Source organism: Paenibacillus nanensis (assembly GCF_003583765.1).
In the GTDB taxonomy this organism is placed as follows: Bacteria; Bacillota; Bacilli; order Paenibacillales; family Paenibacillaceae; genus Pristimantibacillus; species Pristimantibacillus nanensis.
In genome coordinates, this window is record NZ_QXQA01000001.1 from 97,430 (window position 1) to 117,882 (window position 20,453).

General features: G+C 44.7%; 17 protein-coding genes and 1 riboswitch. All 17 genes read left to right on the forward strand.

Going from position 1 to position 20,453, the window contains the following annotated elements; translation table 11 throughout:
- Positions 1-175: 175 nt before the first annotated feature.
- The 17 genes from D3P08_RS00450 (at position 176) to D3P08_RS00535 (ending at position 20,414) form a co-directional block, all read left to right on the forward strand.
- Positions 176-592: a hypothetical protein gene (locus D3P08_RS00450; RefSeq protein WP_119597473.1), complete on the forward strand. Its 417-nt coding sequence runs from the start codon at positions 176-178 to the stop codon at positions 590-592.
- A 92-nt stretch (positions 593-684) separates the two neighbouring features.
- Positions 685-1,143, forward strand: coding sequence for a hypothetical protein (locus tag D3P08_RS00455; protein WP_119597474.1), 459 nt, complete (start codon positions 685-687; stop codon positions 1,141-1,143).
- A 566-nt stretch (positions 1,144-1,709) separates the two neighbouring features.
- Positions 1,710-1,973: a hypothetical protein gene (locus D3P08_RS00465; protein WP_240647170.1), complete on the forward strand. Its 264-nt coding sequence runs from the start codon at positions 1,710-1,712 to the stop codon at positions 1,971-1,973.
- A 63-nt stretch (positions 1,974-2,036) separates the two neighbouring features.
- The gene (locus D3P08_RS00470; RefSeq protein WP_119597476.1) at positions 2,037-2,366 is read left to right on the forward strand and encodes a nucleoside triphosphate pyrophosphohydrolase; all 330 of its coding nucleotides are present in this window, start codon (positions 2,037-2,039) and stop codon (positions 2,364-2,366) included.
- On the forward strand, positions 2,347-4,794 hold the full coding sequence (locus tag D3P08_RS00475; protein WP_119597477.1) for a DEAD/DEAH box helicase family protein: 2,448 nt from the start codon (positions 2,347-2,349) through the stop codon (positions 4,792-4,794). Before D3P08_RS00470 ends, D3P08_RS00475 begins: the two co-directional genes overlap by 20 nt.
- Before the next feature lie 98 nt (positions 4,795-4,892).
- Complete coding sequence (locus D3P08_RS00480; protein WP_119597478.1) at positions 4,893-6,050, forward strand: type II restriction endonuclease; 1,158 nt, start codon at positions 4,893-4,895, stop codon at positions 6,048-6,050.
- A 92-nt stretch (positions 6,051-6,142) separates the two neighbouring features.
- Entirely contained in the window at positions 6,143-6,283 is a 141-nt protein-coding gene (locus D3P08_RS27565; protein WP_240647235.1) for a very short patch repair endonuclease, read from the forward strand.
- 509 nt (positions 6,284-6,792) lie between these two features.
- Positions 6,793-7,926, forward strand: coding sequence for a DNA (cytosine-5-)-methyltransferase (gene dcm / locus D3P08_RS00490; protein ID WP_119597479.1), 1,134 nt, complete (start codon positions 6,793-6,795; stop codon positions 7,924-7,926).
- Positions 7,927-8,097: 171 nt separating this feature from the next.
- Positions 8,098-9,990: a DEAD/DEAH box helicase gene (locus tag D3P08_RS00495; protein ID WP_119597480.1), complete on the forward strand. Its 1,893-nt coding sequence runs from the start codon at positions 8,098-8,100 to the stop codon at positions 9,988-9,990.
- Positions 9,990-10,433: an EcoRII N-terminal effector-binding domain-containing protein gene (locus D3P08_RS00500; RefSeq protein ID WP_119597481.1), complete on the forward strand. Its 444-nt coding sequence runs from the start codon at positions 9,990-9,992 to the stop codon at positions 10,431-10,433. Before D3P08_RS00495 ends, D3P08_RS00500 begins: the two co-directional genes overlap by 1 nt.
- Positions 10,430-12,058, forward strand: a complete 1,629-nt coding sequence (locus D3P08_RS00505; protein ID WP_119597482.1) for an ATP-binding protein — start codon at positions 10,430-10,432, stop codon at positions 12,056-12,058. Before D3P08_RS00500 ends, D3P08_RS00505 begins: the two co-directional genes overlap by 4 nt.
- On the forward strand, positions 12,045-12,893 hold the full coding sequence (locus D3P08_RS00510; RefSeq protein WP_240647172.1) for an HNH endonuclease: 849 nt from the start codon (positions 12,045-12,047) through the stop codon (positions 12,891-12,893). Before D3P08_RS00505 ends, D3P08_RS00510 begins: the two co-directional genes overlap by 14 nt.
- Before the next feature lie 741 nt (positions 12,894-13,634).
- Positions 13,635-14,330 (forward strand): response regulator transcription factor, encoded by a 696-nt coding sequence (locus D3P08_RS00515; RefSeq protein ID WP_119597483.1) that lies wholly within the window; start codon positions 13,635-13,637, stop codon positions 14,328-14,330.
- Positions 14,327-15,592 (forward strand): HAMP domain-containing sensor histidine kinase, encoded by a 1,266-nt coding sequence (locus D3P08_RS00520; RefSeq protein WP_119597484.1) that lies wholly within the window; start codon positions 14,327-14,329, stop codon positions 15,590-15,592. Before D3P08_RS00515 ends, D3P08_RS00520 begins: the two co-directional genes overlap by 4 nt.
- A 128-nt stretch (positions 15,593-15,720) precedes the next feature.
- Complete coding sequence (locus D3P08_RS00525) at positions 15,721-16,485, forward strand: ABC transporter ATP-binding protein (protein WP_119597485.1); 765 nt, start codon at positions 15,721-15,723, stop codon at positions 16,483-16,485.
- 2 nt (positions 16,486-16,487) lie between these two features.
- A complete protein-coding gene (locus D3P08_RS00530; protein WP_119597486.1) occupies positions 16,488-18,836 on the forward strand; it encodes an ABC transporter permease in 2,349 nt (782 codons plus the stop codon).
- Between the two features lie 114 nt (positions 18,837-18,950).
- A riboswitch (purine riboswitch) is annotated at positions 18,951-19,050 on the forward strand.
- A gap of 65 nt (positions 19,051-19,115) precedes the next feature.
- Positions 19,116-20,414 (forward strand): NCS2 family permease, encoded by a 1,299-nt coding sequence (locus D3P08_RS00535; RefSeq protein WP_119597487.1) that lies wholly within the window; start codon positions 19,116-19,118, stop codon positions 20,412-20,414.
- The last annotated feature ends 39 nt before the right edge of the window (positions 20,415-20,453 follow it).

Consider the following 20,453-nt stretch of genomic DNA (forward strand, 5'->3'; position numbering starts at 1 on the left):
GATGGAGCAACATTACATAGAGGAATGGTAGATGGAGTACAAATCGAGGTAATTAAAATCGGTGATCATGTAGTCAGCGGCTATCCAACAGGTGGAGGAGTAACGTCACTTCTATCAGGCTTTCATTGATATTCGGAGCTAAGAAACACTAAGAATTATTGAGGAGGAATTATGCATGTATGAGGAACTAGACGAATACTTATCAGGATATTTTACAGAGGATTACTGGTATGATGAGGGTTTTTCAATTGCTAGAGAAATACTTGAGAGATTTAACAATATTGATTGGGAAAAGTTGCAGGAGAACATTCTTTCAAAACCTATCGACTGGCAAATCAGATACGCATATTGTGTGGATAGTGATATTAACGATGAAGTCATTATACAAAGCTTAATTTTACTTTCAAGCATAGATGATAACGAGCTGTTTACAACCTGCGTTGATTCACTTCGAGTTATGGTTAATCCTAATAATAAAGCGAACGTTTCAAGCAATAAACCAATTATGGAGCGGATTGAAAAGATGCTTCCAGAGTGCGGTGCAGCGACAAAAAAAGTATTGGAGGATTTTATTAGGAAAATACAAAATTAGAAGCTTGAATGGGCATTAAACATTTGGGACAGATGCAAATAGACGCTTTCTGCTACCCCTAATTTACAACGAGTAGGTGACTGCAATCTCATATGACGCAGAATCATAAGACCTATATTGAGAGTGTGAATAATGATGAGTTAATTGTTATCATTCATCAATTAGAAGATTTAGATGCAGTTACTACTGCTCTAACGGAGCTATCGATAAGAGATCAGGAATTAGTAGTTCCTCAGTGTCTTCGAATACTTGAAGAAGATTTGGGAGACGAGTTTCTCCAAGCGGTCGCTTTTCATTTATATTATGAATTGGACAATGAGAAAGCTAAAGAGATTATCATCCGAAAACTAAAAGGTGCGTCACCCGCATTGTTGGGGGCAATTATGGAAAGCTTATCCGCAGATAGCTTGCAGCCATTCGGGAAGGCTCTTTCATTCGAATTTCTATCTGCTGTTGTCGGGAGATATTTAACATTAAGTGAAGATGATAAGACTCGCATCCGTGATAGTTACGAATGGTTCAAGGAGTCTTATGCAAATAAGCTTACTTAGGATGGTCTGAGGAGATCTCATTGAATAAAAACATTGATTTATATACAAAGCTTTTTGTCGATTGCAATGAAGGTAAAGATTGGGTCATAAATACAGTATCTAAGATCGTATACGGCACTACAAACGGCTCATGCGTTTCGACGGAGCAAGCGGATATCTATATTTTTAACAACGAAGATTATAATGAAGTTAAAAGTAATCAAGGGAATGATAAATTTCTATTTACAAGTATAACATTGAGGTCGAACCCACAGAGAGTGTGGGGAATAGTGAGTATGTTAAACAGATTTCTAATTTGTTGCCGGGGTTATGGGACGCTGAATGTTCGTGTGATTTTGAGGATTTGCTTCTACGAATAGGTGGATACAATTCTGGAGGAGAGTCAATGAGTTAAGCAGGGTGCCATGGTCCGTCCAAAAAACTGGAAATATAAGCCACTGATAGGTGAAGGTGGGATGGTAACCTTGATAGGTTAAAGCCTTTCAAGGTTTCTTTTTTGAAAAGGGATAATCCGTAAAAATCGGAGATTAGCAAAAGCATTACATAGGTATGGAGGGAAGAAATGAATGTCTATAGCAGCTATGATATTAAACTCAGAAGACGAGTTTGAAAAAAAGTTTTTCATCCCTGTGGCATCAGAAGCATTTTTGGAAGAATGCTGGGTACCTGCTATAACGGCATTGAACTTAAAGTGGGTGAATGTGTTTTCTGTTGGACTAGATATGGAAAAAGAAGACTTGCCGAATGTGATGAATGGGGGCTCACTTGTAATCGACAGTTATTTGTTTTTGTTCCCACATCAATTTAGACCCATTATCAATTTATACTAATCTCTTCCACTTCATGGTTGTGATACAATAAAAAATAACTAAAATGCAAAGGATGAAATACCCATGCCGGTTTACAATAAACTTGTTCGTGATCTTATTCCCCAGGTGATCAAATCGACTGGTAAGGAATGCCGTACACGTATTTTGGATGAGGAAGAGTATGAAAAAGAGCTGGTCATAAAGCTTAAGGAAGAGTCTGAGGAATATTTCGCGGCTCAAGGTCCTAAAGAATCCTTAGAAGAACTTGCGGATATGCTCGAGATTATTCGGGCGTTGGCCACCGTGCATGGTGCAACGTGGGAACAGCTTGAAGCCTTGAGACAGAAGAAGGCGGAAGCACGCGGTGGTTTCCGGGATCGGGTGTATCTAATCGATGTCGACAACAACGCTTAACGTAAAGCTAATTACGGAAAATCTAGCGGACGAGCTCATCACCGGTATGCAGAATGCATCAGGTATCTATATCATGACCTCCTTCGTCATGCAATCAGGAGTTCGCTTATTGGCTCCCCATCTGAAAGGGGCCATCGAGCGGGGAGCTGAAGTGAAGGTTCTGGCAGGCGATTATCTTTTTGTTACGCAGCCGGAAGGCCTGCAAGCCTTACTCGATATTGATCCTCGGCTTGAAGCTCGGTTATGGCGAAGTATGGGAACGTCCTTTCACCCGAAAGCCTACTTGTTTGACTATGAAAACGGCGAAGGATTGCTTATCGTCGGATCCTCCAACTTCTCCATGTCCGCTATGAGAATGGGAATGGAATGGAACCTGGCGATGAATGCAAAGGCCGAGCCGTATACCTTCCAAGTCGCTTTGGACAAGTTCATGCAGAACTTCTATCACGATTCTACGTTACCCTTAAATGAACATACGATTGCGCTCTATGAAGAAGGGTATCGTACCTATCATCGTAAAAATCCGGAGCTTATCCGCAGGATTACCGAGTTGGAAGAGGAGGAGTATCGTACCGAAAATCCGGGGAGTGCTATAGACAAACCGATCGTTGAAGACGATCAAACTCCTATCCATCCCAGATTTGCTCAAATCGATGCATTGGAAGCATTAGAGAGAACGTTAGAAGAAGAATATGATAAAGCCATGGTTGTCATGGCCACGGGACTTGGGAAGACTTATCTTGCGGGATTTTTTGCTCAGCGCTTTAAACGTGTACTATTCGTAGCCCATCGTGAAGAGATTCTCTTTCAGGCGAAGCGATCGTTTCAGCGCATCATGCCGGACAAATCCTTCGGCATCTATAACGGAGTCTTGAAGGAGAGAGATGCAGACTGTGTGTTTGCTTCGATTTACACCCTCGGGATGAAGAAGCACCGTGAATCCTTTGATCAGGATCAGTTTGATCTTATCGTGGTAGACGAATTCCACCATGCAGCCGCGGTGTCGTATCAATCGGTGATCCAATATTTTAAACCGAAGTTTTTACTTGGCATCACGGCAACACCAGACCGGATGGACGGCAAGGATGTGTATGCTCTTTGTGCCGGAAACGTTGCTTACCAAATCCATTTTATTGAGGCCATTCGTCGTGGCTGGTTGTCCCCATTCCAGTATTTTGGTGTCTATGATGATACCGATTATTCATCCATTCGTTGGCTTGGAACGCACTATGATGATGAACAGCTGACTGCTGCGCAGCTAAGACAAGCATTAGCCGACAAGATCTATGATGCATGGACAGAGCATAAGCAAACAAGAACGATTGGTTTCTGTTCGTCCATACGGCAGGCGGATTTTTTGGCGAGCTATTTTCAAGATAAGGGAATATCAGCGGTCAGTCTTCACTCTGGAACAGCAGGAATCACAAGGGAAGAGGCGATTACACGCCTAACCAATGGGATTTTGGAGGTCATTTTTACAGTCGATTTGTTTAATGAGGGTGTAGATATTCCTAGTGTAGATACCTTGCTATTTGTTCGACCGACGGAATCTTTAACGGTTTTCACGCAGCAGGTTGGCCGGGGGTTGCGATTGTCAGGGCAGAAGTCACATTGTACTATCATTGATTTAATTGGGAATTACCGGAATGCGGACGTGAAGCTTCGATTATTTGCAACTGAAGGGGAAACAAAGGGAACAGCAAAGGAATCTGTTATTCCATCGGTACCGGTCGGATGTGAGCTTCATCTGGAGACAGCAGTTATCAATCTGCTCGATGAATTAAGGCGTAAGAAGCTGCCGCATCGCGAGCGGTTGCATCGTACTTTCCTTGATCTAAAGAATGAGCTCGGACGAATTCCCACTTATCTAGAGCTTCACTTGTATGGCAGGTCAAATAGCTGGGAGTATCGGAATGAATTCGGTTCTTACGTTGGTTTTCTCCATTGGGCCGAATGCTTATCGAAGGAAGAAGAGGAAGTATACTATCTATATGAAGCTTGGGTCCGTGATGTTGAAAAGACGGTCATGACCAAGAGTTATAAAATGATTGTTCTCCTGTATATGCTCGAACGGGGACCGGAGCATTGGGCGGAGTCCATTACCGCTAAGGAGGTAGCTCCGTTCTTTCACGGTTACCTTATGGAAAAGGAGTACCGGAGACGAATCGATTTCTCAGATAATGACTCGAAACGGCTTTGGGAGTATAACGAGACCGGAGTTAGCCAGCTTATTGAACGTATGCCTATGACGAAGTGGGGCTCGGCTAAAGGGAGTATGACCCGCTTCGAGGATGGGATGTTTAGTCTAAGAATTGAGCCCGCTCATGAGTATCGGGCAATCCTGTATCGCTGGACAAAAGAAATTTGCCTTTATAGGCTGCATCATCATTTTGAGCGCAAAGAGCAAAAGCAAGGACTCCCTCAGTAATGAGGGGTCATCATTTCCTACATCATATTCGGCAAAGGGACAATAAGGGAATAAATATAGAAAGAAATATGTTACCGGTTAAATAGGGGGGAGCTGTTTTGTCAGTTCTTGAAAAGGCAATAAAGGATTGCACGACTTATGATCTCGCTTTTTGTAAGTTCATTTCCGCAAATGATGCAGGTGCAACGGGTGCTCATCAATCAGGGTTCTACATACCCAAAAATTCATGGACCATTCTCTTTGACAGTGTGGGTATAAAGGGAAGTAACAAGGAAAAACTGGTGAAAATCAGATGGCAGGATGATTTTGAAACTGACAGCAGATTCATTTATTATGGTCAGGGAACAAGGAATGAATACCGTATCACACGGTTTGGCAGGGGATTTCCGTACCTTAATCAGAATCATGTAGGGGATCTTTTTGTACTTATTAAGGTTTCCGATGAGTATTATCGCGGCTATATTCTTGAAACAGATGAAGATATTGAACATTTCCTTGCGGCATTCGGTATTTCTTCGAACCAAACGAATGATTTAATAAATACTTCTCTTGGTCGCTCGGAAACCCTTCCAACTTTGGAAGAGCTGTTTAAACAGTATATAGCAGGCCTGACTGTAGATTTTCCTGAGACCGCCCAAATATCTGCAAAAGCACGTGAGTTTTACCAAACAATAAATCCAAGATTAATAGTCAGTCCCGATAATTTGATATTAAATTGGCTAAATACTGAATTTTCGCTATTCAAAGCCATTGAACTGGACAGGTACGAGAAACGGATTTCGACTCCCTTTGCATCGGTGGACGAGTTGGTGGAATGTGCAAATACACTCTTAAACAGAAGAAAGAGTCGCGCAGGTAAATCACTAGAGCATCATTTGTCAGAAATGTTCAAAATAAACATGCTTAATTTTGAGTCACAAGTCATAACAGAAGATAACAAAAAACCTGATTTCATATTTCCTGGTGGGGAGCAGTATCATAACAAAGTTTTTAATAAGGAGAACTTGTTCTTTTTAGGAGCCAAGACAACATGTAAGGATAGGTGGCGTCAGATTCTAAATGAAGCTGATCGAATCGAATATAAACATTTGTTTACGCTCCAACAAGGCATTTCAGAAAATCAATTAGTTGAGATGTACAAGCACAAGGTTGTACTTGTTGTACCTAGTTTATATATACGCAGTTTCCCAGCATCATTCAGGGACAAAATACTATCATTGGAGAATTTTATTTTAAGGGTAAAAAACAAGCAGTAATTTAGTCTGACCACGTTTTCGCGTGGTCCTCTTTAGTCTCAATATTTCCAAAGTGGAGGAAATTACTTGACAGATGTTGTATCAAATGGATGATGAGCAACATCAGATCCATTTCCAAAATAGAGATTTTGGTTGCAAAAGAACTGTGGAAAAAGGGGGCCCGCTTCAGAAGAAATACAAAGGCCTTGATGGGTAATCCGGATATATCTATACAGAAGTACAAACTTCATTGATTCTTGTTTATGGCATTCTTGTCCTCTTCACCAAGTTATCCCCAAAAGTAATACTTCTTTTTGGATTGAAAAATTCAAGGTAAACTCTGATAGGGATGATAAGGTTAACAACTTTTATGAGATAAATGGTCGGGACCTCTTGCAAGTATGGGAACACGAGTTCAGGGAAAACCTTGAAATGGCTGTACAACGAATATATGAATATATTATTAAATGCAAACAAAGAAAGGATAAGTCAAAGCGAATGAAAGAAGACCTAGTAATGAAAGTATCTGAACTATATACGGTACTCAATGATTTACAAGAAGTATGGAATAAGTTGAATTGGTCAATCGTCCCACCGGAGATATCAGAACAGTACCCATTTCACAAGGACTTGGGACAGATGACTGATGATATTAAATCTTGGCTTGAATTGATCAAAAAATCTTAAATACACGAATATTTGTTTGTATTTAGTCGAAAAAGGGAGTAAAATAGGTATATATTTTCTCCCAGGAGTGAGCGGAATGAAAAAGGTTCATCTAAGTATCGATGATGATTTATATAAAATGATTCAAGGTTATAGTGTCGGCTCTGTTCCGGAATTTATTATGTTTGCCATCAAAGATAAAATCAAAGATATGAAAGCAAGAGTTCATACTGACAAAGGGAATTTTAGATTTATTGACTTATTTGCTGGTATTGGTGGGATGAGGCTTGGCTTTGAGGCAGCTGGGGGGACTTGTGTCTTTACTTCGGAGTGGGATAAATTTGCCCAGAAAACTTATCTAAGCAACTTTGGAGATATGCCTGAAGGGGATATTACAAAAATTGATGCTAAAGAAATTCCCGATCATGAAGTATTATTGGCTGGATTTCCTTGTCAACCATTCTCCATTGCGGGGGTGTCAAAAAAAAATAGTTTAGGTAGAGTACACGGTTTTTTGGATGAAACACAGGGAACTCTGTTTTTCGATGTGGCTCGCATTATAGAGGAGAAGCGACCAAAGGCCTTCCTGCTTGAGAATGTGAAAAACCTTAGAACACATGATAAAGGTAGGACCTTCAAAATAATTCGTGAAACTCTAGAGAAATTGGGTTACAATCTTCACGTCGCTGTCCTCGATGGAAAATATTATGTTCCGCAGCATAGGGAACGTATATTCATAGTCGGGTTTGACAGAAGATTTTATGGTGGTTGGGAGTCATTCGAATTCCCTCAACCTACAGAGCCGCCAAAACCGATTAAATCTATACTAATGAGTGAGGTCGAGGATAAATATACATTAACACCAAAACTTTGGGAATACCTTCAGCAATATGCTGCTAAACACAAGGCAAATGGAAATGGTTTTGGTTTTGGGTTGGTGGACTTAAATGGGATTTCTAGGACGTTGAGTGCACGTTATTACAAGGATGGTTCTGAGATTCTCATTCCACAGGGAGCCGGAAAAAATCCAAGAAGATTAACACCAAGAGAGTGTGCAAGATTACAGGGATACCCGGACACATTTAAAATTGTTGTATCTGACTTGCAAGCATATAAGCAATTTGGTAATTCAGTTGTTGTGCCACTGATTGAGGCTATTGCAAAGGAAATGGTCAACACAATGGAGCGTTATGAAAGGGAAGGTTTGCTGCTTTCTCAAAAATCAGTATAATTTGACCAGAGGTACCTTGGGTACCTTTTTTTGTTACTCTTTCGTTTAATCGGTATCGATATTTGACAAGAAAAGTACCAAAAAATCCTTTAAATAGGACCAACTCTGTGGTACTTTTAGCATATATACGAGTCTTTCGTTTAAATTTATTTTTGAAAAAGGACTGTGGATATGAAAAATGGGATCTGGCAGCTTAAAGATAATGGCACAATTTGTATCTTGGTGAATGGTGAATTCGAATATTTTCCTACCGCCTTAGAGATATTTTATTGTGAATTTAAATCCGTCCCCCCCATTGCGGAACTAACGGTTCAAAAACCGTCGACCGAACTTGGACTTACTTTTTCCAAATACCCTGTTCCTGTAAAATTGGTTATTGAGCAAGATTGTAAATCTAATTCGTTTCAATTAGTAGCCAAACTCTATTGTCGATTTCGTGACCAATATATAGCGATTGCAGAATCGAGAGATTACATAATCACTGATAATGAGTGGTTTCCTTTTGAACCTGGAGCAATTGACGAGATTTTAGTTGAATTGGAAAGCAGATCGATAGTACCAAATAGCCAATTGACATTGAAACAGTATCTTACCCTACGTAAAAGCAATCTGTTATTCCTTGATGATAGAGTGGACCATAGCTTTAATACAAAACAATTTATAACCGCTGATCCAGAGGAAATCCCCTTTTTTTCGGGGGCTTTATTTCCGTATCAAATGCAAGGTTATAAGTGGCTTAAAATGGTCTCTCAAGAGGATGCGGGTTGTATATTAGCTGACGAAATGGGATTGGGTAAAACTGCTCAAGTCATTGCCTTATTGGCAATGGAAAAACATCTGCACAATAAAACTTCATTGGTAGTAGCACCCGTAACATTAATGGAAAACTGGCGGCGGGAGCTTCTAAAATTTGCTCCACTAATGACCAACCTGATTCATCAAGGGAACAATCGTACAGGATTGTACAGCAACTTACTAAAGTATGATGTTGTAATAACTACCTACGAAACAGTAATGCGAGATTTATCTATGTTTTTAATGGCGGAATGGAATATGGTCGTCATTGATGAAGCACAAGCAATAAAAAATCCTGACGCCCAAAGAACTCAATCGTTAAAGATGCTTAAAAGAAGAATGGCAATTGCAGTCACAGGCACTCCAGTGGAAAATAGATTAACTGATCTTTGGTCATTAATGGATTTTGTTTTTCCTGGTTATTTGGGGAGCTTAAGAGAGTTTCACAGCAATTTCCCTGAGGGGGAGGCAAGTGCCTTAACACTGGAACCAATAATTTCCCCCCTGATGTTGAGAAGGCGCGTCTCTGAAGTTGCGGGAGATCTACCCGAAAGAATAGATGTTCCACAATTTCTAGAATTCAGTTTAAATGAAGCCGAAACCTACGAAGTGCTTAGACAAAGCATTCTAGAGCAATATGGAGGGAATAGTCAGCTTGTTTCTTTATCAAAATTAAGAATTTTTTGCTGCCATCCGTTACTAAGTGATAATGGAAATTATGACCCTGCCGAGTTTTCAAAATACAAGCGGCTGGTTGAACTCATTGAAGAAATAACATCGTCAAATGAAAAGTTATTGATTTTTACAACTTATATAAAAATGACCGATATTATGATGAGAGATCTCTCGACACGATTTAAAGTGTTTATCGATTATATAGATGGAAGGGTTGCTGTAGCTGATAGGCAACCAATAATTGACAAATTTTCTAAACACAGCGGGTCGGCAATTCTTATCCTTAATCCAAAAGCAGCAGGTGCAGGCCTAAATATTACTGCGGCTAATCACGTTATTCATTATAATCTTGAATGGAATCCTGCAGTAGAAGATCAAGCTTCTGCACGAGCATTCAGAAGAGGTCAAACTAGACCGGTTACTGTTCATAGATTGTATATTGCGAATACGGTTGAGGAAGTTATTAATGACCGGGTACAAAGGAAAAGGGTTTTAGCAGATGAGGCAGTGGTGGGGACTGACGGAAGCATGGATCAAGCAGAAATTCTCCAAGCACTTTCTCGTTCCCCGCTTGAGAGGAGTTCAGACAAGTAATGGATAACTCAAGTCAAAATGTTGTTGCTATAAAAAAAATCCTTAGTGCCAATGACACAGGAAAGACTGGAGGGCACCAAGGAGGCATGTTAATTCCCAAAACTGTCCTTTCCTTTTTTCCAGATTTGGGGAATGGCGTTAAGAATCCTCGTTATAAGCTAAGGTTCAGAGACGAGGAAGGCAATGTATGGACGTTTAATTTCATTTACTACAATAATAAATTTTTTTCCGAGAAAGGTAAGAGGAATGAATATCGCTTAACCGGTATGACACGATTCATCAAAGAAAATAATTTGCAGCCAAATGACTCAATCATATTAGAGAGAAACTCTAGTATGGAGTTGTGTATTAAGTATGAACGCTCGCAAGTACAGGAATCAGATAATTCGGAGTGCATGAGCATTTTAAAATTAGGATCATCATGGAAGGTGGTAAATCTATGAATACAACTTCAATTCGATCAAAAAAAGTCCCTCCACGTGCCACTAGGATGATGGAAGGACTTAGGGATACAGGATACGATTTTAACACCGCAATGGCAGACATTATTGATAATAGTATAGCTGCTAACGCCAACATTATTGATATTCACATAAAGATGGACATGGTCGGTGAAGTTAGTATTTATATAGCAGATAACGGTGACGGGATGAACGAAGCCGCACTAGAGGAAGCAATGACTTACGGTTCTACAGAACGACCGAATCCAAAAAGTCTAGGAAAGTTTGGTCTTGGTCTGAAAACTGCTTCAACTGCTTTCTGCAGGTGTCTTTCGGTATCCAGTAAAGCTGGTAAGGAAGAACCTATTGTTAAAGCTCGTTGGGATTTAGATTTTATCGTAAATGTGGCAAAAGATTGGGAATTACTATATCCCGACGTAGAACCTTTCGAACTAGAGTTGTTTGATAAAGTAGCGGATAACAATTCGGGAACAGTAGTAACTTGGGAAAAGATAGACAGATTGATTCGTGATTATGCTGATAAAACAGGCTCCAATGCTCGTCGGGCATTAGAGAAAGTTGAAAAGCAACTTCATGAACACATCGCTCTCGTGTTCGGGCGTTTTCTTGATGAAGCGTTTACTGAAGCTCCCAATGTAAAAATTAATATTAATGAGGTTCCTGTTGTTGCTTGGGATCCTTTTCTTAAGAACAATTCGCTAACCATACTGGCTGCCAAACAAGCAGTACCTGTTGAATTTGATGAAGGTGTTAAATCGTCCTTTAATATTAATGCTTATGTTATTCCTCGTAGAGAAGAATTTGCTACCGATGAAGAGTATCAGGATGCTAAGATTAATAACGATTTACAGGGCTTTTATGTATATAGGGAAAATAGACTTATTCACTATGGTGGGTGGATGGGGATGTTTACAAAAGATCCTCACTATTCGTTGATCAGGGTGGAGTTTTCATTTGACTATACACTTGATGATGCTTTTAACGTAGATATTAAAAAATCTAGGATCATGCTGAGAGGTGAGCTGTATAATTGGCTGAAAGAAAAATTCTTGGGAGCTCCAAGGCGAGTGGCTAATGAAAGATATAGAAAGGGTATTAATAACTCAGTATCCAAAAAGGCTAAAAATGGTGCTCACGATGCTTCCAATAAAAACATTGGTTCACAAGAACAAAATGTCCAAGTCACAAAGACTAAAGTTACCAATGCTGCTACGGGTGAGGTTGAACTTCAAAACAAGGGAGGAAGATTCACAATAAAACTTCCTTTGCTCGATTCAGCCAAAGACGGTGAGTTTTATGTAACTGCAGTTGATTCCATTGATGATGGGATGCTTTGGGAGCCAGCGATCATAGACTATGAACATCATGCTATTAAAATCAATACAAAGCATCCTTATTATCATAAAGTCTATATGCCGAACATTAACTCCAGTGTAACGATACAAGGAATGGATTCTCTTCTTTGGGCACTAGGTGAAGCGGAGTTAAACAATATGAGTGATAAAACTGAACAAGTATTTAAAGATCTCAGATATGAGGTTTCTAGAATATTAAGAAGATTAGTTGATGATCTTCCCGAACCGGAGATAGCGGATGAACAGGCTTAATCTACTAATTGTAAACAAAAGGTTAACGGACAAATTTGGGCTCAGGCTCCATTCCACAATTACTGAAGATACTTTAGAAATTCGACCGGAAGACTTGGACAAAGGAACTGGATTCTGTATACGAGTTACTCTTGGTTGGAGAAATATAAATGCTGAGTTTGTAGCCGATAGGTTTGCCGCGAACCTCGTAAGAATCATGGGCTTAGCTGGTGATCATCAAAAACAATGGTTTAAGGTCATTGTAAATGGTGTCTTAACAAACATATCTGAAATTAAAATGAAGGTTAATTCAGTAGAAGTAAATCATACTATGCCCGATATGTGGCCTTCAGATTGGTCAAGATTGTATATAATGGTGTCAAAACGCCCGATTATTCGAGAAGAGTTGACATCATCCGAATTGCAAGAACATACGGTAACAATAGCAGGCATAATGTTATCCTTAATCATACCGCTTCTTCCTTTAGAGGAAAACGAAATTGAACATAACCTCGAAGGGTTACCAGAGGGAGCAATATCACGAATTGAAGTTAACCGTTATGAACGTAACATCCTAAATCGTGAAGCATGCATACTACACCACGGTTTAAAGTGTAAAGTATGTTCTTTCAATTTCGAATCATTCTATGGATCTATTGGACGAGATTTTATTCATGTGCACCATGTTACTCCTGTATCAAGGCTTGGTCCAAACTATACTATTAATCCTGTTACTGATCTTGTACCTGTATGTCCAAACTGTCACGCTATGCTGCACAAGAAAACACCGCCATATACGGTTGATGAACTGATCTCAATAATTCAATCGAATCCACCAGTTGCATATTCGGGCTGAATTCACTTACATTGAGACCAACCCATTTTCGATACGATGATCTGAAACAAGTGGTATTTAATAGCTGAGATATTCAATTAAGAACATTGGAGATATACCCTCTGCTAAGTATTCTTAAACTATTGAATTTATACTTTGCAGGTTAATTTCCCTAATGGGGATCAAGTATCTCAATACTTGATCCTTCGTTGTTTTATGCCATTTATCTTTTAATTGAATTGGAATGCACTCTCCAATAAAATTTAAGGATCTTCTACTTGAGGATTATAAAAGGAGTAGGCTTTGTGCATTAATTTTTTTATCGCTAGGGATCAGAAGTATTATGACATCTTAAGCCCAACATACAACAAAAGGGCGATGAAGCGTTGTACTCGACCTGTTTACTTGGTTGTTGACTACTTGTTGACGAACAGCGTCAACAAGCAATTAATCTCAAACAAAACGAACAATACGCTATGGATAAAATCCTTATAAATCAAGGGTTTTATCCATATAATACAGAATCCAAACAACTCCCACATGTTCCCGCATACAGTACATGTTCAGAATGCACACTTATTTACTACGACTACCAAAGCAAAGGAACCATTTCCATCCTAAATCATAGCCATTCAGGCTATGATTTTTTTCTTTGATAACGCTAATTTATTAAATGATTTTCCTCTACCTCCACTCATGGTATCTTAAGGAAGTACTACATATCTTTTATTTACTACGAACCTCACTAGGAGCCACACACCCATGAAATACGACTGCCTAATCGTAGACGACGAGCTCGCGCTGGCGGAGACGACGTCCGAATACTTTAATATGTTCGAAGTGAACACCACTTACGTAACAACCGCAGAGGAGTGCGAACGTTTCTTCCAAGAGCACGATACCTCGCTCATCCTGCTAGATATTAACCTCGGTAACGCGTCGGGGTTTGAATTGTGCAAAAAGCTGAGGCAGAAGACGCAGATTCCGATCCTGTTCATTAGCGCGCGGTCCAGTGACGATGACATTCTAATCGCGCTTAATATCGGCGGGGATGATTATATTCAGAAGCCGTATACGCTCAGCGTGCTGCTGGCGAAGGTGAAGGCGGTGCTGAAGCGGTACGGGAGCGGAAGCAGCAATGGCCAAGCTGCCGACATCCTAGAGTTCGGCCCGGTGAGAATTGACCTGGCGCTTGGCCGTGTCAGCGTGAACGGCGTGGATACGAAGCTGAAGAAGCTGGAGTACAAGCTGCTGTGTTACCTGGCCAAGAACAAGAATAAGGTCGTGACGAAGGAAGAGCTGTTCTACAACGTGTGGGAGGACTCCATTACGAGCGACGGTACGCTGAATGTCCATATCCGCCACCTTCGGGAGAAGATTGAGCCGGACCCGAACGAGCCGAAGTATATTCGGACCGTCTGGGGGACGGGGTATGTGCTGGAGGACGGTACGCGATGAGGACGAAGGGTATCTATGCCACCCTGATCACGATCTTTCTTGCCGGCATTCTATTATCCGTCCTAGTGCTACGCACCGATACGGAGGTCGAGGTGGATGTCGTGGCGGTGAATGAGGCGGTGAAGATGGTGGAGCGGCATTGGGGCAGTCTTCAAGACGGAGACTTCAGCGCAGTTAAGCTGCCCATAACAGTCCTGAACAACGACGGGGAGCTGATCTACCAGAACACCGCCAACGCCAACGCTACGACATCCATCAACGAAGCGCTGAAAAACCGGGATACGATTGTCGACATCGAAGTGGGCGGCGCAGCCGTCGGCAAGCTGATCATCCAATATGACGATCAGCAAACGCTCAACTCCATCAAGAACAGACTTGCAACGGTCATAATCATAGCTTTCAGCCTGCTTGCCATTCTGTGCGCGCTGTACACGGCCTTCCTCAACCGCACCATCTTCCGTCCGTTCCGCGAGCTGCAGGCTTTTGCGGCGAATGTGGCGCGGGGGAAGCTGGACGTGCCGCTGACGATGAGCCGCGACAATCCGTTCGGCGCGTTCACGGAAAGCTTCGATATTATGCGAGAGGAGCTGGCTGCCGCCAGACAGAGCGAATACGAAGCGAACCGCAGCAAGAAGGAGCTGGTGGCCAGCCTCAGCCACGATATTAAGACGCCGGTCGCATCGATTAAAGCGGTGAGCGAGCTGATGCTGCTTAGAGCTACGGACGAGAAAGCAGCGAAGCAGCTGAACACGATCTACGCCAAGGCGGAGCAGATCAATCTGCTCGTGACGGACATGTTCCATGCGACGCTGGAGGAGCTGAACGAGCTCAAGGTCACACCTGCCGAGGAGCTCAGCTCCATCTTATACGACATGATTAACAGCGTGAATATTCACGACCAGATCCATTGCGACCCGATTCCGGAGTGCATGATCGTAACGGACGCGAACCGTCTCCAGCAGGTGCTGGACAATATCGTGAGCAACGCCTACAAATACGCGAATACGCCGATTACGATCACTTCTCGCCTAACCGGCACATATCTGGAGCTTGATATTATGGACGGCGGCCCAGGCATCCCGGAGGACGAGCTGCCGCTGCTGTTCAACAAATTTTATCGGGGCAGCAACGCGGAGGGAAGAAGCGGATCGGGGCTCGGCTTGTACATTTCGAAGTATCTGATGCAGCGCATGCAGGGGGATATCGCATGTCGGAACCGCGAGGGCGGGTTCACGGTTACGCTGTTCATTCCGCTTGCGTAGGCAGAATTAAGAATCCGTTAAGAATCAGACAGAGATTAAATAAGAATTGCCGCGGTATGATGAGGCTGTAATCGACATTACAGTCTTATTCGTATGAAACCGAAAGGTTCAGGAAGGTGGAAATAGCCATGACAACAACCGAATTATTGCGAACGGAGAAGCTGTGCAAAACCTTTTCCAGCGGCGGTATACAGCAGCATGCACTCAAAAATTTGGACATCAGTCTCGTGCAAGGAGACTTTACGGTCATTATGGGCAGCTCGGGCTCCGGGAAGTCCACATTGCTCTATGCGCTCAGCGGGATGGACAAGCCGACGCTCGGCGAAATTCACTTCGGAGGGCAGGAGCTTTCGAAGCTGAACAATGATCAGCTGGCGGTGTTCCGTCGAAAAAACTGCGGCTTCGTCTTCCAGCAGATTCATCTGCTCGACAGTATGAGCATCCTGGACAACGTGCTGGCGAGCGGCTTGCTCGTGAGCAAAGACCGCAAAGCGATCGCGGCCAAGGCCAAGCAGCTTCTCGCGCAGGTGGGGCTTACGGAAGCGGCATGGGGCAAGTTCCCTTCCCAGCTCTCCGGCGGCGAAGCGCAGCGTGCGGGCATTGTGCGGGCGCTTATCAACAGCCCCGACGTCGTATTTGCGGATGAGCCGACCGGGGCGCTGAACTCCGCGGCGAGCGACAGCGTGCTGAATGTGTTCACCGATGTGAACCGGAACGGTCAAAGCATCGTGATGGTGACCCATGATTTGAAAACAGCGCTGCGCGGCAACCGCGTCTTATACCTCCGCGACGGCGTCATCTGCGGCGACTTAAGGCTCGATCCTTACCGGCCCGAGCATCAGCACGCGCGGCATGAGAAGCTGACGGCATTCCTGGCCGAGATGGGGTGGTAAGGATGAAGATCTGGCATCTAACCTCGGCCAATATTCGAAGCGGCAAAAGCGCCGCCTTCTCGCTGTTCATTCTTATCGTGATCGCCGCGCTGCTGCTGAATGTCGGGTTGACGGTGTTGACGAAGATGGGCGCCTTCTTCGACGAGAAGTCGGAGCAGCTGGACGAGCCGCATATCGTCATTATGACGAAGCAGTCCAACTACAAGCCGGATTACCGCGCTTATTTCGATAACCGTTCAGAGGTGAAGGCGACGGAAGAAGAAGCCATCATTCTGATGAACTCGGTGAAATTCCGATACGGGGACAACGACGTCAGCTTGGGAGCCGCTTTTCTGAATGCGGATGCGGACAGAACGTTCGGACCCATTCGGACCGTCGAAGAGCTGGAGGGCCCCGCCCAAGCCGGCGATATTTTCGTCCCGCTGGGCTTTCAATCCAGCGCGGGCTACAAGCTGGGCGACTCGTTCGAAATGACGTATCAGGGCCAGACGTTCAGCTACCGGATCAAAGGCTTTTACGAAACAACGATGATGGGGACCCCCAATATGGGGATTATGAAATATTTTCTGCCGGACGCGTCCTATCGCCAGCTGATGGAGTCGGCCGGGGATTCTGCGGCGGGCATGCTGATCTCGGCAGGTCTTCACGATACGAATCAGTCGTCGGAGGTTCGCCAGGCTTTCGATAAGCAGTTCCCGGATAAAAGCATGGACGTGAACAATCCGCTCTTCTGGCAGGGAGACAGCGAGCTCGTCAAAAGCGTGGGCTCGATAACGATCAACGTCGTGGCGATGATTCTGGTCGCGTTCGCGGCCGTCATCGTGCTGGTCTCCCTCATGGTAATCCAGTTCCGCGTGACGAATAGCATCGACGACGGCATCGTAAATATCGGGGTGCTGAAGGCGCTCGGCTACACGAGCAGGCAGATTATCGCTTCCACCGCTCTGCAATTTACATTGATTTCGGCGGTAGCTGCAATCGTTGGGGCGGCGCTCTCTTACGGGGTTCTTCCCGTCTTCGGGGGCATCGTGACGACGCTGTCGGGGCTGATCTGGCAGACGAAATTCGATGCCGGTATGAACGGGGCAAGCCTGCTTGTTGTGACGCTGGCGGTGCTGGCCGTGACGCTAATCGCGTCCGCGCGTATCCGTTCGCTCCAGCCCGTCACGGCATTGCGCGGGGGCATCCGCACGCACAGCTTCCTTCGCAATCGGTTCCCGCTCGACCGGGCAACTGGAGGTCTGCAGCTCCTGCTTGCCTGCAAAGCGATGATCATGAACAAGAAGCAAAATATGATGGTCGCCGTTATTATTGCCGCGATTACGTTCGCTTCCATCTTCTCTGTCGTTCTGTACTATAACGTCGCCTCGGACAAAACGGCGTTCGTTCATCTCGTCGGCGCGGAGACATCGAACGTGATCGTCAATGCGGCTCCTGACGCGGATAGCGGGAAGCTGATGGCGGACATCAATAAGCTTGAGGGCGTACGGAAGTCCGTTATTCTCGATATGACGTCGATGAAGCTGGACGGCGAGACCGTGTTCACGTCGATCTCGGACGATTTCGCCAAGCTGGAGAACCAGAGCGTGTACGAAGGCCGCTACCCGAAATACGATAATGAAATCGCCGTGACTTGGGTCGTAGCGGATATGCTGGGCAAGGAGGTCGGCGATACGATTGTGGCGGAAGCGGGCGACGCTTCCTATACGTACCTCATTACCGGACTTAGCCAATCCATCAGCAACTTGGGGCAGGCCGCTTATATTACGATACCGGGCGCGCAGCACATTATGCCGGGTTATAAGGGCACGAGCATTAACGTCTATTTGGACGGCGCCGACAACGCCGGCTTCATGGAGCAGATCAAAAAGCGGTTCGGAAGCCAGGTCGGGGAGGTTGTCGACATGGACGAGATGATCGACGGGCAGACCAGCATTTATATCTCTGCGGTATTTGCCGTCATGGTGATCGTTCTGCTCATCACGATTCTGGTCGTGACGCTTATTCTGTATCTTGTCATTAAAAAAATGATCGTGAAGCGAAAAAAGGAGCTTGGCATTCTGAAAGCAACCGGCTATACGACGTTCCAGCTCATGCGGCAAATCGCTTTAAGCTTCGTGCCGGTCGTCATCGCGGGCGTCTTGGCCGGCGGCGTGCTGGGCAGCTTGTTCACGAATTCGGTGCTGACGCTGCTATTGTCCGGAGCGGGCATCCATAAGGTCGCTTTTATCGTTCACTTGCCTCTAATCGCCCTCATTTGCGTCGGACTGATCGGCCTATCGTACGGCGTCTCAATGCTGGTGTCTTGGGGCATCAGAAGGATTTCGGCTTACGGGCTGATTACGGAATAGTGCTTGCAAAAACAACGATTTAACGAATGTTCCAAACCTTATAATTAAGATCGTTCGTGATTTCATGCAAAAATATCGAAGAAACCGTTGACATCTCCCCGTGAATTGAGTAATCTACTAAAGGCACTAATGTCTCGTATAACCTCAATAATATGGTTTGAGGGTCTCTACTAGGAACCGAACAATCCTGACTACGAGTATAGGCGGCGCGTATTTAAGCGTATCCTATACCTGAAGTAGTTGGGATTTTTTTCATTTCGTATCGTGGAGGCAACAGGGATGGAGACATTGTTTAAGCTGAAGGAACGCAACACCTCGGTCGGCACGGAGTTGCTGGCTGGACTTACGACGTTTTTTACGATGGTGTACATCGTCATTGTCAACCCCGGCATTCTGAGCCAGGCGGGCATGGACTTTCATGGCGTATTCGTGGCGACAGTGCTGGCGAGTATCGTCGGCACGCTGATGATGGGGCTCGCATCGAATTACCCGATCGTCATAGCTCCGGGGATGGGGCTTAACGCGTACTTCGCGTTCAGCGTCGTAGCCGGCGAAGGCTTGTCCTGGCAGATCGCGCTTGGCGCCGTGTTCGTGGCGGGTATTATTTTTATATTGCTGTCGCTCACTTCGTTCCGCTATATGCTGCTGGATGCGATTCCGTCCAGCTTGAAGCATGCGATTACAGTGGGGATCGGCTTGTTCATCACGTTTATCGGTTTGCAAAATTCGAAGATCATCGTGGCTTCGCCCTCCACGCTGCTGACGCTTGGCGACTTGACGGCGCCGATGACGCTTCTTACGATTATCGGTCTTGCAATCTCGCTTATTCTGATGTCCTACCGGGTGAAAGGCTACTTGTTCATCGGGATGATCATTACGGCGATTATCGCGTATTTTATGGGGTTAATAGAATTGCCGGAACGGGTTGTTGCGATGCCTAGCGGACTGAACGCTACAGCACTTCAGATGGATATCGGCGGCGTGTTCTCGCACGGGTTGTATGCGGTCATCTTTACGTTCCTGCTCATTACGCTGTTCGATACGACGGGCACGATGCTTGGGGTTGCCGAGCAGGCCGGCTTAACGAAAGACGGCAAGTTCCCGCGTTCGCGCGGAGCGCTGCTGGCGGATGCGCTGGGCACAACAGCAGGGGCGGCGCTGGGGACAAGCCCAACCTCGGCTTATATCGAATCGAGCGCAGGCGTCGCGGTAGGCGGCAGAACAGGACTGACGGCGGTGACGGTCAGCGTGCTTCTCGGCCTCACGTTATTTTTCTCGCCGGTCGTCTCGGTGCTTGCGGCTATCCCGGCCATTACGGCCCCGTCGCTCATTATTGTCGGCTTCTTGATGATCAGCGTCGTGTCCAAAATCGATTGGGGCGACTTCGACGTCGTGTTCCCCGCATTCCTGATCATTGTGCTGATGCCGCTTACGTACAGCATCGCGACAGGAATCGGCGTCGGCTTCATCGCATACCCGATTCTGAAGGCGGTGCGCGGCAAATGGCGCGAAGTGCATCCGATCTTCTACTTGTTCGCGGTTCTCTTCTTCATCCAGTTGGCCTTCTTCGGTCATTAACAGGGTGAATCGTTTTAGCCATTAAAAAAAGGCCGTTCC

What these genes read in the sequence shown, in the direction of transcription:
- D3P08_RS00450 (WP_119597473.1), top strand. Translation starts at nt 176, where the DNA reads ATGTATGAGGAACTAGACGAATACTTATCAGGATATTTTACAGAGGAT.
- D3P08_RS00455 (WP_119597474.1), top strand. Translation starts at nt 685, where the DNA reads ATGACGCAGAATCATAAGACCTATATTGAGAGTGTGAATAATGATGAG.
- D3P08_RS00465 (WP_240647170.1), top strand. Translation starts at nt 1,710, where the DNA reads ATGTCTATAGCAGCTATGATATTAAACTCAGAAGACGAGTTTGAAAAA.
- D3P08_RS00470 (WP_119597476.1), top strand. Translation starts at nt 2,037, where the DNA reads ATGCCGGTTTACAATAAACTTGTTCGTGATCTTATTCCCCAGGTGATC.
- D3P08_RS00475 (WP_119597477.1), top strand. Translation starts at nt 2,347, where the DNA reads ATGTCGACAACAACGCTTAACGTAAAGCTAATTACGGAAAATCTAGCG.
- D3P08_RS27565 (WP_240647235.1), top strand. Translation starts at nt 6,143, where the DNA reads ATGAGCAACATCAGATCCATTTCCAAAATAGAGATTTTGGTTGCAAAA.
- dcm (WP_119597479.1), top strand. Translation starts at nt 6,793, where the DNA reads ATGAAAAAGGTTCATCTAAGTATCGATGATGATTTATATAAAATGATT.
- D3P08_RS00495 (WP_119597480.1), top strand. Translation starts at nt 8,098, where the DNA reads ATGAAAAATGGGATCTGGCAGCTTAAAGATAATGGCACAATTTGTATC.
- D3P08_RS00500 (WP_119597481.1), top strand. Translation starts at nt 9,990, where the DNA reads ATGGATAACTCAAGTCAAAATGTTGTTGCTATAAAAAAAATCCTTAGT.
- D3P08_RS00505 (WP_119597482.1), top strand. Translation starts at nt 10,430, where the DNA reads ATGAATACAACTTCAATTCGATCAAAAAAAGTCCCTCCACGTGCCACT.
- D3P08_RS00510 (WP_240647172.1), top strand. Translation starts at nt 12,045, where the DNA reads ATGAACAGGCTTAATCTACTAATTGTAAACAAAAGGTTAACGGACAAA.
- D3P08_RS00515 (WP_119597483.1), top strand. Translation starts at nt 13,635, where the DNA reads ATGAAATACGACTGCCTAATCGTAGACGACGAGCTCGCGCTGGCGGAG.
- D3P08_RS00520 (WP_119597484.1), top strand. Translation starts at nt 14,327, where the DNA reads ATGAGGACGAAGGGTATCTATGCCACCCTGATCACGATCTTTCTTGCC.
- D3P08_RS00525 (WP_119597485.1), top strand. Translation starts at nt 15,721, where the DNA reads ATGACAACAACCGAATTATTGCGAACGGAGAAGCTGTGCAAAACCTTT.
- D3P08_RS00530 (WP_119597486.1), top strand. Translation starts at nt 16,488, where the DNA reads ATGAAGATCTGGCATCTAACCTCGGCCAATATTCGAAGCGGCAAAAGC.
- D3P08_RS00535 (WP_119597487.1), top strand. Translation starts at nt 19,116, where the DNA reads ATGGAGACATTGTTTAAGCTGAAGGAACGCAACACCTCGGTCGGCACG.